Here is a 16,564-nt window from a genome sequence, read left to right on the forward strand (position 1 = left end):
GTCTGTCAGTAAACTGGCCTGTCTGCTGCAGGCAGGCCTTACAGGTAGTGGCACGGAAACACGGAGATGAAATAGAAAGGCTAAGATGCCTTTGACTCCAAAATGAAGCATTTACTACAGTATCCATTGATACCAGTAGTAATCATTAAAGAAAATAGCAATCTAACAAAGGAAGGTTTGCAAACTCACAGGGAGGTCACAAACAAGAAGCGGAGGTTTGTAGTGAAGATGATGCTGGGTTTTATCATCTACAGCAATAATTTCGAAAGGCAGAAAGAAGAATACTGCGGCGAGAAGTGCCAGTGTATCAAAAGTCAAGAAATCAGCAGCGGTAGATAGCTGAGCATCCTCTACTTTGAGAAAATCTGTTTGTGTATCGCAGCAGCCTTTTTGGTTGATCCCATCCTCCTGAGCAGGAGCATGTCGGGGGCATATAGCTGCTTTAGTGGCTCCATGGCAAGGAGTAGCTTCCACAAAAAGTGAAGTATTCTTCAATACTCCCTGGCAATAATGTTTGCTGAACACCAGCCCGGAAGAGCTAACGAACACCAAAACGGCCAACAGGATATGGAATACTTTACGCAGCAAAATGGATGATTAATTGGATGGCAAAGGTAAGCCCTTTTTAAGGAAACTTGCAAATGACTAAGTTTTAAACATTTGTAGTTGTTGGATAGTTTGGTAAGTAACTTACATAAATACTAGGATCAGGTAAGCCTTCTCCGTGAGGAATTAGCTAAATTTGTTAAAATTTTAATCTAAAGAACAAAAGTAACTTTCATGAAAACACGTCTACTTTCCCTTTTTGTTTTTCTTTTTGTAAGCATGATGATCCAAGCGCAGACCAATGTGACGCTCAATATCCATCACAAATTAGGCGATCAAGCTTTTGCGATGCAAACCAGCGTGACCAACAATGTGGGCAGCACTTTTGATTACAGTCGACTAGAGTATTACATCGCCGAAATATCGCTGATCCACGATGGCGGCCAGGAAACCATAATCGAAGACCGTTACATGTTAGTAGATGCCACCGAAGAAACCACTGAATTGCTGGGTGACCTGCCCATCACAGAAATTGAGGCTATTCGCTTTCACATTGGTGTAGACGAAGCAAAAAATCACCTGGATCCCACGACTTACCATAGCTCGCATCCGCTCTCTCCTCAATTTCCTTCGATGCACTGGGGATGGGCATCGGGTTATCGCTTTGGCGCTTTCGAAGGAAAAAGTGGCAGCGCACTCAATCAGAATTGGGAGATCCATGCCCTCGAAGACGAAAACTACTTTATGACGGAAGTAGCCCTGGATTTGGCCATTATAGACAATGAGCTTACGATTGATTTGGATGCCGATTACATTCGTGCCATGGAAAACATCAATCTGAATAGTGGCCCTATCACCCATGGTGGCTACGGTGAGGCAAAGGTGGCTTTGCGCAATTTTCAAGACTATGTTTTTAGCCCTTCTTCTTTGATCAACAGCAACGAAGAGGCTTTGGCCATCAATGCTTTCAAGGTGTACCCTAATCCTGGTACAACCAAGGCTGCTCATGTCTTCATTGCTACCGATACCGACGAGGTTTACCAACTGCAGGTAACCAACGCTCAAGGTCAGCTGGTTCGCCAAATGACTCAAGTACGCAGCAACAACGAAATTGATCTTGGCTTAGAGACAGCCGGACTTTACTTTATCAGCTTGCAGCAAAACGGCAAGGTGGTGATGACAGAGAAGCTGGTGATTCAGTAATACGGGTTGTTTTTTTGAACCATATGAGGAATATGAGGGATGATAAGTACATCTTTTTACTTGATACGGCCTTGTATTCCTTATATGGTTCCATAAATGGACATTAGTACTTTGGCGTGAGCATCATTTTAACAAAAAAAAATCCTGCGGCCTTATTGGGTTTGTCAGTCATTGTCCTTTTGGTTGCCTGTCAGCCGGAAGAGGCTGCTCCTTTGCCGCTTTTTCCACTTTTGATGGAGGTACCGGAAGGTTTTCCGGAGATCCCTTATCCTGCTGATAACGCGTTTACCGAAGCACGCTGGGCGTTGGGAAAGAAGCTCTTTTTCGACCCGATCATGTCGGCTGAAATGACCATCAGTTGCGCTTCGTGCCACCAGCCAGGATTAGCATTTAGCGACGATCAAGCGTTCAGTCCTGGAGTAGCCCAGCGGCCAGGGACACGCAACTCACCGAGCTTGGCCAATGTCGCTTACCACCCCTACTATACGCGAGAAGGAAGTGTGCCAACCTTGGAAATGCAGGTGTTGGTCCCGATTCAGGAGCACAATGAATTTGATTTCAATATTCTTCTGATTGCCGAACGGCTGCGCGCGGATAGTACCTACTACCAAATGGCCCTTGATGCTTACCAACGAGAGCCCGACCCTTACGTGATCACCCGCTCGCTGGCTTGTTTTGAGCGCAGCCTGCTCAGTGGCAACAGCGCTTATGACCAGTACACACGAGGTGACAGTCAACTTTCAGCCACGGTTTTGCGCGGCAAAGCACTCTTCTTTAGTGAGCGTACGCAGTGCAGCAGTTGTCACGGTGGTTTCAATTTTACCAACTACGCTTTTGCCAACAATGGGCTATATACCGACTACCCTGATCCAGGCCGGTTTCGCTTTACGGGTGAAGAGGCGGATCGCGCCACCTTCAAGGTGCCCAGTTTGCGCAATGTTGGTCTCACAGCGCCATACATGCACGATGGTTCTTTGACCAGCTTGGAAGCGGTAGTGGATCATTACAATTCCGGAGGGAAAGATCACCCCAATAAAAGTCCGCTGTTGCAACCGCTATTACTCAGTGAGCAGGAAAAACAAGACTTGGTCGCTTTCTTGCAAAGCCTGACAGATCCACTTTTTACGGGAAACCCAATTTTTAAAAACGATTAACCCAACCCTTATGTCACTTCGATATCTACTTCTTTTCAGCCTGTTAACTACCTTGGTACTCGTTGCTTGTGGAGACGATGATGGCCCTGTGGGCGAACTCCCCGTGTACGATGATACGCCCTATGTGTTATTTTATGGTAGCAACCTCCCCGCACCTCAGTTGCCCGCCGACAACCCATTGACGGAGCAAAAAGTACTTCTCGGGCGGATGCTTTTTCACGAAACGATGCTGAGTAAAGATGGTAGCCAGGCTTGTGCTTCCTGTCATTTGCAAACCGATGGCTTTTCAGACCCAAATCGCTTTTCTATAGGTGTAGAAGGCTTACCCGGCAAACGGCAGGCCATGCCCGTATTCAATATGGCTTGGCATAGCAACCAATTCTTCTGGGACGGAAGAGCGAACCTTCTCCGCGATCAGGCATTGAAACCCATTGAGGATCCACTGGAAATGAACGAAACCCTGGAGAATGTGATCGCCAAATTGAGCGATAGCAAAATGTACCGCGACCAATTTGTTCGTGCTTTTGACAGCGAAGAGATCACCGAAGAGAAAATGGCCCTTGCGCTGGAGCAGTTCATGCTCAGCATCGTTTCCTACCAGTCGAAATACGATCGCTACCTGGCCGGCGAAGTAGAACTCACCGAAAGCGAAGAACGCGGCCGAATCTTGTTTGAAACCGAATACAATCCTTTCTTCCCTGAATTTTCTGGTGCTGATTGTGCGCACTGTCATGGCGGTAAGAATTTCGAAAACGACCAGTACATGAACAATGGTTTGGATAGCGATGCTGATTTTACCGATCTTGGTCGGGAAATGGTTACTCAAAATGCGGCCGACCGCGCCAAGTTCAAAGTACCAAGCTTACGCAATGTAGCCATCACTGCGCCTTACATGCACGACGGGCGTTTCCAGACCCTGGAGCAGGTTGTTGATCATTACAACCAAGGTATCAGAAATTCTTCGACCGTTGATCCTACCGTGGAAAACACGCGAGAAACAGGCCTGTTCCTTACCCCTCAAGACAAGATGGATCTGGTGAATTTTCTCCACACCCTCACGGATGAGGTGATGATGAGTGAGCCTGCTTACCAGTCGCCGTTTTGATGTGCCTAACCCTTACACTTTTCCAACTCTTACACTTTTAAGATACGGAGTGCAGTTCAAAACTTCCGACTTCCGACTTCCCACTTCCGACCTTGTGCAGTTGGTGTTTGATGGTTGATGGTTAACCTAACCCTTCCACCCTTACACTTTTCCAACCCTTACACCTTTCTGTGTGCAATATCTCTACATGGCAATCACAAACCGCGTCCAGCCATCTGCGTCGGTGGCTAAGGAAAAGGAATAATCATGGTTGGTCAAAATTTCCCGTACCAGGGTCAACCCAATACCTTGACCGTTGGGTTTGGAGGTGAAGAAGGGCGTAAAAATACCCGCGAGGGCTTCTTCGTCCAGTCCAGGGCCATTGTCGGCGATAATGATTTGGCGGGGTCGTTCGGTGAGGATCAATTGGATCTCCCCGCCAGCACCGATGCTCTCCAATGCATTTTTTACCACATTCACCAATACCTGCTCCAACTGGTTGGAATCAGCGTTGATGAATTGTGAGTCCGGAATGACTTCCCACTTCCCACTTCCCACTTCCGACCTCCCACTTCCGCCTTCCGACCTTAACAATGGTAATTCCGCCACTTTCCCACTAAGATAACCTACTCGAAATCTCGTATTCTGCTGTTGGGCCTGAGCCTGAAAAAGGGTCGCCATTTGTGGTAATAGCAGACTAAGATCGACGCGCTCTCGCTGCGGTTTCGGTAAACGGACAACGTCGGCAAAGTTGCGCATAAAAACATTCAATTGGTGGTTACGTTTGCGGGCGATGGGCAAGCTCTCTCGTACATCTGCCACCCACTGCTCATCGATCTCCGCCTCCGAAACACTAAGGGTGTCGAGTAAGGCATTGATGGCACCAATGCTGTTATTCACCTCGTGGGCCATCATCCGAATGACCTTGCCGTAGGCTCGTTTTTCAGCCGCGAGTATTTCCCCGGTAAGGGTCTGGATCTGGACGAACTTTCGCGGAAAGCCTCGGTCAATAAAAGCACTCGCCTCCAGCCGGTAATGGTGGGTGCCTTCGATGATGAGAGGGAGTGATTCGCCCAGGCCAAGGGTAGCAGCAGCATTCAGCAGAGGGTGCTCTTTATCGCTGGCGCTGGGGTCAAAGCCAATAATTTGGCGGGCAGTTGGGTTGGTTTCGGTGATGTTTCCATCGTGGTCCATGATCAGAATGCCGCTGGGGGAGGCTTCGATGAGTTTGCGAAGAAAATAATGTTGCTCTTGCAGGAGGGTCCGTTCTTCGCGCAGGGTGTCGATCATGTTGTTGTAAGTCGCTATCAGCGCGTCTACTTCGCGGGCACCAGTAAGGCGGTATTTGACACTGAAATCCCGGTCTTGCAGCGCACTTTTACCACCATTGATCAAATCCAGCGGACGGCGAAAATGCCGATATACCCGGTAGGCCAATACCAGGGATAGCAGCCCACCCACTTGTGCCAAAATAAACCAGTAGTAGGTTTCGTGCAGCATGAAATAAGCCGCTACGAGCAACAGGGTATGCCATAGAATAACCAGTCCCCAATAGTAGAGCCTAAGTCGCATGATCAATGCCGAATTTTTGCAATCGCCGATAGAGTGCCGACCGCGTGATGCCCAATGATTTAGCTGCCGCTGTAATGTTGTTTTCGTGGATCGACAAGGCTCGTTTTATGGCCGCCAATTCCATTTCTTCCAACGAGATTTCGCCAGTTAAGAAAGCCACTTCTCCGGTAAGCGCATTACTGGAAGAGAGATGACGGGCGAAATCTTCGGCGGTGAGGAGGCTCGTTTTCGCAAGTAAAACGGTACGCTCCACCACGTTTTTTAGCTGCCGGATATTTCCCGGAAAAGCCTGACGTTTCAACCACTCCCTGGCACTTGGTGCCAGTTCCAGACCACTGCGCTCGTAGGTTTGTTCCAGCCGCTGGAGAAAGTGCTCCACCAGCAGGGGAATATCACCAGGGCGCTGCCGTAATGGGGGCAGATGCAAGGTGATCAAGTTGATGCGATAGAGGAGATCTTCGCGAAAACTCCCTTGCTGTACCAGGTTGTCCAATTGCTTGTTGGTGGCGGAGATCACGCGGACATCTACCCGTTGCTGTTGGCTACTACCCAGCACTTCGAACGTCTGCTCCTGGAGGACACGCAGTAACTTGACCTGGTTGGCTGCGGGTAAATCTCCTATTTCATCCAGGAAAATAGTGCCTCCATTGGCGATCGCAAAGCGACCTTGACGATCGGAACGGGCATCCGTAAAGGCTCCCTTAATATGGCCAAACATCTCGCTCTCGAAAAGGGAAGCCGGAATGCCGCCCAAATTAACTTTCACAAAAGCTGCTTCCGCTCGCTTGCTCCCTGCGTGAATCGCCTCGGCAATCAGTTCTTTGCCTGTACCGCTTTCTCCCGTGATCAGTACACTGGCATTGGTAGGTGCTATTTGGCGGGCCGTATCCAAGACTTCCATCAGCGCAGGGTCTTTGCCGATGATGTGATCAAAATCCAGGAGTTTGTCCTCGCCAGCACGGGAAGGTGCCTGTGCTAAAATATCGCGAATGGAGCGTATCAAATCCTTGTTGTCCCAAGGTTTGGCCATAAAATCGCGCGCGCCCAGCTTCATCCCCTCTACAGCAAGCTGCACCGTTGCCCAACCTGTAAGCAAAATGACGGGTAAGCGCGGATCTGTCGCTAGCAGTTCCTTGAGAAGCGACAACCCCTGGCGCCCAGAGGTGTCGACGGTGAAGTTCATGTCCAAGAGTACTACATCGGGTTGGAGCTCTGCTACCCGTTGGGAAGCCTTACGGAACAGTTGTACGCTTTCTGCACGAAAACCTGCACGGCGCATCACTACCCGCAAAGCGGCGCATACTGCTTCATCATCATCGATTATCAGGATCAGTGGTTCCATAAGGTGAAGGTAAGGGTTTTAAGGGGTGTAAAAGTGGAAGGGTTTATAAAAGTCGGAAAGCGGAGGTGGGAAGTCGGAATTAAACAGATGCTGTTTAACATTAATTATCGAGTGCTACTACTAGCTCAATCAAATATTTCCGATTTCCTACTTCCGACCTCCGACTTTAGATAATTATTCCTCATGCAAAGCCTGCGCCGGATGAATTCCGGCAGCCTGCCGACTGGGCGTAATGGCACACCCTAATACCACCAAACTAATCAGCAACATGGTGGCCAATATCGACCAGTAGAAATTATTAGGTGGTATTTCGACAATATTCAAGAGTGGAAACTGTACTGCCAGGATTGCCGCCAAAAGCATTCCTGCAAAGGCTACCGTAAATACTTCTAGGGTAAATTGGCTGGTGATTTCTCCTTTGGTAGCTCCCAGCGCACGGCGTAAACCGATCTCTGCACGCCTTTTGTTGATGCTGTAATAGAGTACACCAAAAAGGCCGAGTGCAATATTTAAGATCAAAAAACCACAGATGGATAAACCTGCGATCAGCGGTATCCAGGTGAGGCGACTGGTACGTTCGCGGCGAGCATCCAGGGAGAGAATCACAAAATCACGCCGTTTGGTGACCCGTGCCAGGCCTTCGTTCAGCTTGGCTTCGAATTCTGCTGGTGTATTTGGTGACAATTTAATTTGAATGCTATTAAGGTCCTGCTCGTGGAGAGGACGAAGCAAGAAGGTCAAAGGAATTTCTTCTGTAAATTCGTCTTGGTACTTAAAATGCTTCGCCACGCCGATGATCTTATTTTCGCCGTCAAGGTTGAAAATAGAATCCAGAATTGGCTTGTCGGGATAGTACGTGTCTTTTAGCTTTTGATTAATAATTACCGGAGGGTAAGTGGCTGAATAATCTTGTTCTTCAAACCAGCGGCCTTCCACCAGTTCGATACCAGCGGTTTGCTGGTAATCTGTATCAGTTGGATAAATGGCCGTCCTCATATAAAAGCCGTTTTCATCATTTCCCCAAGTCCACATCGAACCGGAAAAAGGCGTGATGCCGGAAAGAAAAGACATTGATTCTACCTCAGGGTAGCTTTCAATCTCCCGGCGAAGTTGTTGGCGCATTTCCAGGTAGCCTACCGAATCCATATCTTGATCGGTCATCAAGTGCACCATTAAGGTGTCTTCTGTTTCGAAGCCTAGCGGCGACTGATAAATTCGCAAGTAATAGATACTAAAGGTAAAGACCGCAAAGAGGATCAGAAACGCTACAAATATCTCCAGGAGCATCAGCACATTGTTGCGCTTTTTATTCCAAACCAGGGTAAGAATATGTTTGATCATAATTGGTTACTTTTTAAAACGTCCGCAATCTGTAAACGCGACACTTTCCAGGCCGGTAGCAGGCCCGATAAGATGCCGAAACCGAGACAAATAAAGATACTGTAGAAGAAAACCCTCATGTTGAAACCCAGGGTGATTTCGGGCAGTATCTGGCTGTCGTTGATGAGGTACAAGACCAGCACCGCCAACACCATTCCGATGATTCCGCCGATGAAGGTGATGATGATGTTTTCGAAAACAAACTGGTACAGAATCGTCCCGGAATAAGCACCAAAAGCTTTCCGAACCCCAATTTCAGCTTCTCGTTCCATAATCCGGCTAAGGTTCATGTTGATCAGATTGAGGGTGGGTAAAAGGATGAAAAACAGCAATAATAAACCAAAGACCAGCCGAATCCGCTGGAGCCCTTTCGCCGGGTCGTCCTGGTTAACGATTTCACTTGCATACCACTCGCCAAAATTGATGGGAATAATTTTCATACGGTTGTATTCCTCGGGGTTTGGCATCGCTATTGTGGCAACCTTACTGGTTATTTGCGATTTAATGAGCGGCATTTGGCGGGAGTTTTCGGCCAGGTAAACGGCATTGAAATTTCCTAAAAAATCCTGGCCTTCAAGATCTTGATCCTCCATGGTAGATAGCGGGAGGAAGATATCAGCAGCCACCATTGGGCTGGTAGTATGTGCATTCTCCACGAGGCCAATGACGCGATAACTGCGATTGCCAATTTCGATTTCTTGGTTGATCGCTTTTTCTTCATCACCAAAATACTCGCGCGCTAATTTGCTGGTCATCACTGCTACCTGACTAGCATCACGCAGATGAGAAGCGCCAAAAGGGGCACCATTTGTAAAATGAAAGTCGAAGATTTCCCAATAAGGATCATCGGTGTAAATAGCGGCCACCGATATTTTTCTGTTCTCCAGAAAGACATTGAAATCGTGCCCCGGGCTAAAGAAGGTGTATTGACTAACACCATCAAGGTCGCGAAGGTAGTCATCCAGGAATTTATAACTAGGATTGGAAATAGAAGTACTGTTCACGGCTTCTCCAATCTCATAGGTGGAGTCATAGGTCATCAAGCCATCCACTAAGGTGGAGTCTATCGTCCAGGTAGTGTCGGGACGAACCAACTCCTGCTGTAGCCGATTGATGATCACCATTTTTCCTTTTTCCGACAAAGGAGGATTTTTGCCAAACTCTGCGTCGTAAAAAGCAGTAATCACCATCAGAATCAGCAAGGTAAAGCTGATCCCAAACAAGCTGATGCCCGTGAAGAATTTATTGCGCCCCAATACTTTGAGCGCTAGTTTGAAGTAATTTCTAAGCATTTTATTTAAGGTACTGGGTACAGAGTACTTGGTACTTGGTACAGTTTTATAAAATAGCAAACATCTGATTTTAGCTCAAATACTTATTGCACTTGGCTACCGTCGAAGAGGCGTACCAGACGGTGGGTGCGTTGGGCCATACGCTCGTCGTGGGTGACCATCACGATGGTGGTTCCTTCTTGCTCGTTGAGACGCAAGAGAATGTCCATGATTTCGTTGCCCATGACGCTGTCCAGGTTACCAGTGGGCTCATCGGCGAGGATGATTTCTGGTCGGCCTACGATGGCCCGCGCGATGGCTACCCTTTGCTTCTGGCCCCCCGAGAGCTGGCTGGGGAAATGATGCATCCGGTTGTGAAGACCTACTTGTTCGAGGGCTTCTTCGGCCAGGCGGCGGCGTTCCTTGCTACTCACCTTGCGGTAAAGCAAGGGGAGCTCTACATTGTCGAGTACAGATAGGTCGTTGATGAGATGGAAGCTTTGAAAGATAAAGCCCAGGTGCTGGTTGCGAAATCGCGCCGTCGCTTTGCTATTGTAGTCGGCAACCGTTTGGTTAGCCACCACGACCCGACCCTCGCTGGGCTCATCGATGAGGCCCATGATATTGAGCAGGGTGCTTTTGCCACAACCCGAAGGTCCCATGATGGAAAGGAATTCTCCTTTTTCAATCTTCAGGTTGATGGTGTTCAACGCAAGGGTTTCAATCGTGTCCGTGCGGTAAACTTTACTGATGTTTTCCAGATTCAGCATATTAGGAAGGTTTTGATTTTAAAGGAACAGTTGGTTGATTATGGTATTTTAGGTAGACGGTACTTGGTGTATTATTGAATGAGGGTTATCAAAAGTCCCTATCCCTTTACTCAGTACCTGGTACCTCTTATATATTCTCCAAGGTCAACTGCCGCAGGCTGGCATAAGCCAACCAGTAAGCACGTTGGGTATCGGAATAAGTACGAGCAGCCTGGTCTTTCTCGCGTTGGGCCAGGGTAAGGTCGGAGAGCGGAATGGCTCCCAGAATATAACTTTCGGTGGTGATGCGGAAACGTTCTGCGGCTAATTCTCGCAAGCGAGTTGCCAGCTTCAGCTCCTCTTGTAGACTTAGGAATTGCTGGACGCTGGTACGGACATCGTTCTCCAGTGTCAGTTGTTCGCGAGCGATGGATGCTTGCGCAAAAGATTGTAGCACCTCCGCGCGTTCGCGTTGGTGTCGGCGGCGGCCGCCATCAAGGATAGGGACGCTGATCTGTAATTCCAGAAAAGCTTCTGGTAGTGCCTCCTGATAAATAGTAGCCAACTCGGTACCACTGCGCACGCGTCCTACTGCACCTACCAGAGACAGCTCCGGGCCTCCTTCACGTCGGGCCTGGTCGCTGGCCTGGCGAGCTTCCAGAAGGCGGCGCTGGAAAGCCAGCCACTCGGGGCGTTTGGCGCGCGCCCAAGCCATGGCTTGATCGTGGGTGATGTCTACTGCTACATGAACTTCCGGGGTACTAGCGAGGTAGGAATGCTCATCAGGCTGTTGGCCCAAATAGACTGCTACGGCTGCCGAGGCTTGTCGGACGGCTTGTGTGGCGTTGATTTGAGCGCGTTGTGCGGAGATCTTTTCCAGCTCAAGTTGCAGGAGGTCGCGGCGGCTAATTTTACCTAATTCGTAGCGTTCTTCCGCTATAGCGTAAAGCCTTTCATTGGCTACGAAGTTGGTATCCGCAATACGACTCTCCTGCCCTGCCATTAGCAAATCAAAAAACAGTCGGGTGACTTCTTCGCGAATGATTTCCAGATCGAGTTGGTAATTGGCTTCGGCTTCGGCAACACGTAAGGGTGCCAGCTGCCGTTCCCACTTGAATGGGTTGTAAGCAAAAATGGGCTGCATAATTCCCAGCCGAAAAGGAAGACCATTGTAAATGCTGAAGTCGGATTCAAAATCGTCAAATCTTTGGAGGTTGGTTTGTAAAAACAGCTGCCCTCCCGTAGCGGCTATCCGCTGGCGCAGGTCGAGCCCCAGCGCAGAATTGTTGTTTTGTACAGCTTCGAATCGGATGGTACCATCAGGTTGGGTGATTTCACTGAAGGTTTTGAGGTAGTTGGGGATGTTGGCGTTGAGCGTGAGTTGGGGTTTCAGACCGGCCCGAAAAATTTGGTAATCCAGGTTGGCCAATTGCTGATCACGCTCAGCGGCCTGCTTGCGCAGCGATAGCGTCTGGGCAAGCCTCAGAAATTCATCCAGCGATAGGGAGTCGACGGCCTGCGCATGAGCAACCGTAGAAGGGAGCAAAAAAGCAAACAGGATGATGGGTAATAAAAATTTCATCGTTGATTTCTTTTGAGGATAATTAGGTTGCGCGAACCCTGCTTTATTCCAACTTCACGCTATTGAGGTGCTCAAAATCATGGGTGTCGCTGATGATGATCCGATCACCGGTCTTAAGTTCATCGGTCAATAGTTCAATGTATTCTCCACTACTGATGCCCGTACGAACCTCTACTTTTACGGCTTCATCGCCCCGCATCACAAATACAGGTTGGCGGAGTCCTCCTTTGAAAACGGGGCCCTGGCGGACTTTCAGCACATCGCCCTTATAGTCGGTGACGATGTAAATTTCAAGCCGCATGTTAGGCCGTAATTGAGGATGATCGGGTGTTTCGAGGCTGACGACAAACTCTACCGTATTGTTGGCAACGGCGGGGAGGATGTTGATAATTTGGCCATTGATCTGCTCGCCATTGAGCCGAACCCTCACGGGCTGCCCCACGGCGATACGATCCGCGTAGCGGTCTGAACAACTGCCTTCGATTTGGAAGCTACGCAAGTCGGCAACACGTACGAGGGGGTTACCTTCCGGCACCTGTTCACCTATGTTCTCATTGACCCAGGTGATAACTCCAGGGCCAGGTGCGCGCACTTCGGTAAGCGCCATCTTGTTGACCATTTCTTGCAATTCCTGTTCCTCAATATTGGCTTCGAGAACCACTTCCCGGCGGCGGCCCGCCAGACTTTTGCGGCGGTAGTTGAGTTCGTTTTCGAGCTTGGCTTTTTCCAGTTGCAGAATCTCCAATTGGGTGGCCGCTTCTTCCGCTTCTTCGGCCGTAGCCCCCCCAATTTTTTCTAAACGCCGGGCATCCGCCAACTGCGCCTTGGCAGCAGCAACTTGCAAGCCTTTGATTTGATCATTGTACTCCAATTCTTGCAAATCGCGATCCAGCTCTAATTGTAGTAAATCAATAGAGTTGCGACGCAAATCCAGGCGGCTCCGGCGAGCGGCTACATCCAATTCGATAAAGGAGCGGTTGAGTTCGAGGATGAGGTCACCGGGTTTGACTTCCGTACCCGTGCGGAGGTGAATTTTGGTAATATCCGTCGCGATAGGGGCGTTGATCTGCTGCTCAAAAGAAGGTATCACGCGTCCTGAAGCGGTAATGGTACTCTCTAAGGCACCACGCTCGATATTGGCAAAACGAAAATCGGTGACCCTGGCACTAGGCTTGAGTAGTGCTCGAAAACCCCATAACCCTGCCAGTAAAACCAAGATAACCAAGGCTATTCGGCCCCAGTTTTTGCGGCGCTGCTGTTGAATTTTCTTTTCGTCTATATTTCGATCCATGTTGATGGCTACTGTTTGAGGACCATTAAGCCAAGCGACATGCCAAAATATTATTTACCAAATAATCAGTTTTTTATGTATTTGTTTTTGTTTAACGTGTTTGATAACGGACGGTTGCATGGGCGATTTTGGGAAAATGTTATGCTCGACCAAACAATTTTAAAAGTTGGAAAGGTGTAAGGGTTGGTATAAGGTGTAAGTGTTGGAAAAGTGTAAGGGTGGTGACCATCAACCATCAACCATCAATTTCTCAAGATCGGAAATCAGAAGAATTGGTTTTTCCCAACTTTTACACCCTTACACTTTTACACCTTTCTAACAATCATCAAACCATCAAACCCCTTATTTATCCGCCAGTCGACAACCCATCTGTGGTGAGAGTTGTATTTTTGGTATTATTCTGTGCAATACCCTACCATTATGGCCAGTACCAAAGTTTCCTTTACCAATAATACCGGTTACACCTTAGCAGCGAGTTTGGAGCTCCCCGTGAACCAGCACCCGGTGGCTTTTGCCATTTTTGCGCATTGTTTTACTTGCAGTAAAAACCTCACGGCGGTGCGGAACATCAGCCGGGCTTTGCATCAGGGGGGGATAGCGGTCTTGCGTTTTGATTTTACTGGACTGGGCGAAAGCGAAGGGGAATTTGCGGACACCAACTTCACCTCCAACGTCGCTGATCTGGAGGCTGCTGCTGCTTTTTTGGAAACCCATTATCAGGCACCAGCACTACTTATTGGGCATTCGTTGGGTGGGGCCGCGGTGATTCACGTGGCAGATCGGCTACCTTCGGTGAAGGCGGTGGTGACGATTGGCGCACCGCACGATCCCGCTCACGTTAATCATCTTTTTAGCGAAGAAGCTCCAAAAATTGTCAAGGAGGGTGAAGCCGAAGTTAGCATCGGCGGCCGCTCCTTTAAGGTGAAGAAGCAGTTTCTGGAAGATATCAAAGCGCACAGCCAGGAAGAAAAAATCAAGCATCTCAAGCGGGCGCTGTTGATCTTACATTCCCCGCAAGACCTTACCGTTCCTATTGAGAACGCAGCAAAAATATACCTGGAGGCCAAGCACCCCAAAAGTTTCGTTACCCTTGATGGTGCCGACCACCTGATGAGTCGCAAGGAGGACTCCCAGTACGCAGGTCAAATCATTGCTACCTGGGTGCAACGCTATCTGGAGGTTCCGCAAAAGGAAAAACTGGCGAGTGACCGCGATGTCGTCGTGCGACTAGGGCAGGAAGGCTTCACTACCGAAGTCATGGTTCGCCATCACAGCCTCTCCGCCGACGAGCCCGCAGAGGTGGGAGGGAATGATTTTGGCCCCACTCCCTACGAGCTGCTTTGCGCCAGCCTGGGAGCTTGCACCGCCATGACCATGCAAATGTATGCCCGTCGTAAAAAGTGGGACCTGCAGGAAGTAAAAGTGCACCTCAGTCACCGTAAGGACTACACCGAGGACATGAATAATCCGGAGCATGGTCAGAGCAAAATTGACTACTTTGATCGCCTCATCGAAATGGAAGGTAACCTGGATGAATCCCAAAAAGCCAAGCTGATGGAAATTGCTGACAAATGCCCCGTGCACCGAACCTTGCACAGTGATGTGGTGGTGAAGACGGAATTGAAGGGTTGAAAGTTGATTGTTGAAAGTTGATGGTCAACCAACAACCATCAACCATCAACTTTTCAAGGTCGGAAGTCGGAAGTGGGAAGTCGGAAATTTTGAACCTCACTCCGTATCTAAATGGTGTAAAGGTTGGTCCTGTGACCCTGAAACTATCAACCATCAACCAACAACCAACAACTTTTCAAGGTCAGAAGTCGAAATATTGGTTTTCCCAACTTTTACACTCTTCCAACCACGCTTATTCCAACTTAAACCTCACCGGCAAATTAAACTGCACCCGTACCGGGCGGCCCTGTTGTTTGCCCGGCGACCATTTCGGGGCACTATCGGCCATCAATTGTACTACTCTTTGGGCTTCTTGCCCGAGGGTGGCTCCTGGATCACGAACAATTTCAATCTGGGTGAGAGATCCGTCTTTTTCCACGACAAACCGGATCACGGCAGTGCCGCTCACGCCGTTTTCTTTAGCGATGGCCGGATAGCGAACGTGCTGGCCAATAAATGCCATGATCGCACGATCGGAGCATTGGCGCTTGCTGGCTTCGTCTTCCATGCCAGCACAATCCCCAAATACAGGCATCTTTTCGGCGATAATGACGAGATCCGGACCATTATCTACGATGGGCGGAGGTGGGGGGATGTATTTAGGTGGGATAGGCCGGGAAATGGTAGAAGGTGCCACGGGCGTATTGCCGCCAATGTCTCCACTCCGGAAAGTGAGGGTGTCAACAATGTTCGGATCAACGACAGCCTCAAATTTTGGAGGTGGCGGCGGCGGTGGTGGGGGAGGAGGATGGTTAGTGATCGGCGGGGCATTGTCGATTTCATCATCCCAATATTCCCCTGCGCCAATAATATTGGGGCTGGGAGCCGTAAACTGGGTCCAGTTGAACGCCAAAAAAGTAAAGGCGAGGGAGCAGACCAAGCCCAAGCGCAGAAAAACAGGTTGGTAGCGGAATACATCCACAGAGGGGTATTTGGTACGGGAACCTGCGGTAGCTTTTTTAGAAGAACCAGGATGTCGGAATAATCGTCGACCTAGCAAAACCAAACCCAAGAGCAGGAGTAGGATCATACCCGTCCCAAGCAGTACCTCGGTACCACTGAAGTTTAAATTCAGCATGATTAATGATTTAGAAAGTTATGAAATGATCACAGAGATAGCGGTGGAATAAAAAGTAGAGTGATTCTCCTGCAGGGAGGTAAATAAGCTTACTGAGTAATCTTATTCTTCGCCGACCCCTTAGAGATGCACCAGGGGTTGATTTTGGTGTTTGCTCTCTGGGAAAAGATTGTAGCAAAGAAAAAATGGAAAACGAGAAAATATCTAAAATTTATTTTTAACTTTGGTTAGCATCACTAATGATAGGTAAAAAACAGTACTGCTGGTTTTTACGGAATATTTGCTGGTGAACCTCCCCTCTTTTAAAATAAATAAGCAGTTTTAAGCTTGTTTCTCCCCTCTTAAATAATCGCTATGAACGTAGTGATATTCATTTTGTCAAGTGGACTTCCTCTATACTTTTAGGGAAAGCTTGCCACGTCTTTTGCTCAATTTGATTACAAGGATTTACTAAGTCAATGCCAACTTAGTAACTGGTCACTATGATCTTCACAATCTTTTACTTTTCCTATCAGGGGGTAAGATGCCTCGTGATAGCTTGGATGTAGTTTGTTTTGACTCGAATGATAATTCACCAATCACCTAAATATTATGCCTTACCCATTATTCAAATTATTCAATGCTAGTAGGACCGAAATACG

Annotated in this window: 13 protein-coding genes; 4 read left to right on the forward strand and 9 right to left on the reverse strand. The window is 48.6% G+C overall.

The window, feature by feature from the left end:
• Positions 1-162 precede the first annotated feature (162 nt).
• Positions 163-588: a hypothetical protein gene (locus tag AB0L18_RS12880; protein ID WP_367393002.1), complete on the reverse strand. Its 426-nt coding sequence runs from the start codon at positions 586-588 to the stop codon at positions 163-165.
• A gap of 192 nt (positions 589-780) precedes the next feature.
• On the opposite strand from AB0L18_RS12880, the gene AB0L18_RS12885 reads away from it, so the two are divergent.
• The 3 genes from AB0L18_RS12885 (at position 781) to AB0L18_RS12895 (ending at position 4,008) form a co-directional block, all read left to right on the forward strand.
• Entirely contained in the window at positions 781-1,749 is a 969-nt protein-coding gene (locus tag AB0L18_RS12885) for an MbnP family protein (RefSeq protein ID WP_367393003.1), read from the forward strand.
• A gap of 116 nt (positions 1,750-1,865) precedes the next feature.
• On the forward strand, positions 1,866-2,903 hold the full coding sequence (locus AB0L18_RS12890) for a cytochrome-c peroxidase (protein WP_367393004.1): 1,038 nt from the start codon (positions 1,866-1,868) through the stop codon (positions 2,901-2,903).
• 10 nt (positions 2,904-2,913) lie between these two features.
• The gene (locus AB0L18_RS12895; protein ID WP_367393005.1) at positions 2,914-4,008 is read left to right on the forward strand and encodes a cytochrome-c peroxidase; all 1,095 of its coding nucleotides are present in this window, start codon (positions 2,914-2,916) and stop codon (positions 4,006-4,008) included.
• A gap of 183 nt (positions 4,009-4,191) precedes the next feature.
• Here AB0L18_RS12895 and AB0L18_RS12900 read toward each other — a convergent pair whose 3' ends face one another.
• The 7 genes from AB0L18_RS12900 to AB0L18_RS12930 all read right to left on the reverse strand — a co-directional run bounded on the left by AB0L18_RS12900 (position 4,192) and on the right by AB0L18_RS12930 (position 13,174).
• Positions 4,192-5,559 (reverse strand): PAS domain-containing sensor histidine kinase, encoded by a 1,368-nt coding sequence (locus AB0L18_RS12900; RefSeq protein WP_367393006.1) that lies wholly within the window; start codon positions 5,557-5,559, stop codon positions 4,192-4,194.
• On the reverse strand, positions 5,549-6,901 hold the full coding sequence (locus tag AB0L18_RS12905) for a sigma-54-dependent transcriptional regulator (protein WP_367393007.1): 1,353 nt from the start codon (positions 6,899-6,901) through the stop codon (positions 5,549-5,551). The genes AB0L18_RS12900 and AB0L18_RS12905 overlap by 11 nt, the downstream gene beginning before the upstream one ends.
• A 174-nt stretch (positions 6,902-7,075) precedes the next feature.
• Complete coding sequence (locus AB0L18_RS12910) at positions 7,076-8,242, reverse strand: ABC transporter permease (protein ID WP_367393008.1); 1,167 nt, start codon at positions 8,240-8,242, stop codon at positions 7,076-7,078.
• Positions 8,239-9,573 (reverse strand): ABC transporter permease, encoded by a 1,335-nt coding sequence (locus tag AB0L18_RS12915; RefSeq protein WP_367393009.1) that lies wholly within the window; start codon positions 9,571-9,573, stop codon positions 8,239-8,241. The genes AB0L18_RS12910 and AB0L18_RS12915 overlap by 4 nt, the downstream gene beginning before the upstream one ends.
• A gap of 83 nt (positions 9,574-9,656) precedes the next feature.
• Positions 9,657-10,322 (reverse strand): ABC transporter ATP-binding protein, encoded by a 666-nt coding sequence (locus AB0L18_RS12920; RefSeq protein WP_367393010.1) that lies wholly within the window; start codon positions 10,320-10,322, stop codon positions 9,657-9,659.
• A gap of 127 nt (positions 10,323-10,449) precedes the next feature.
• Positions 10,450-11,883 (reverse strand): TolC family protein, encoded by a 1,434-nt coding sequence (locus AB0L18_RS12925; protein WP_367393011.1) that lies wholly within the window; start codon positions 11,881-11,883, stop codon positions 10,450-10,452.
• A gap of 43 nt (positions 11,884-11,926) precedes the next feature.
• Positions 11,927-13,174 carry an efflux RND transporter periplasmic adaptor subunit gene (locus AB0L18_RS12930; RefSeq protein WP_367393012.1) on the reverse strand — a complete coding sequence of 416 codons (1,248 nt, stop codon included), beginning with the start codon at positions 13,172-13,174 and terminating at the stop codon, positions 11,927-11,929.
• A gap of 420 nt (positions 13,175-13,594) precedes the next feature.
• Between AB0L18_RS12930 and AB0L18_RS12935 the strand changes: the two genes are divergently transcribed.
• Complete coding sequence (locus AB0L18_RS12935) at positions 13,595-14,806, forward strand: alpha/beta fold hydrolase (protein WP_367393013.1); 1,212 nt, start codon at positions 13,595-13,597, stop codon at positions 14,804-14,806.
• Between the two features lie 232 nt (positions 14,807-15,038).
• Here AB0L18_RS12935 and AB0L18_RS12940 read toward each other — a convergent pair whose 3' ends face one another.
• Positions 15,039-15,923 carry an energy transducer TonB gene (locus tag AB0L18_RS12940; protein ID WP_367393014.1) on the reverse strand — a complete coding sequence of 295 codons (885 nt, stop codon included), beginning with the start codon at positions 15,921-15,923 and terminating at the stop codon, positions 15,039-15,041.
• Between the last annotated feature and the right edge of the window lie 641 nt (positions 15,924-16,564).

It is taken from the genome of Lewinella sp. LCG006, assembly GCF_040784935.1.
In the GTDB taxonomy this organism is placed as follows: domain Bacteria; phylum Bacteroidota; class Bacteroidia; order Chitinophagales; family Saprospiraceae; genus Lewinella.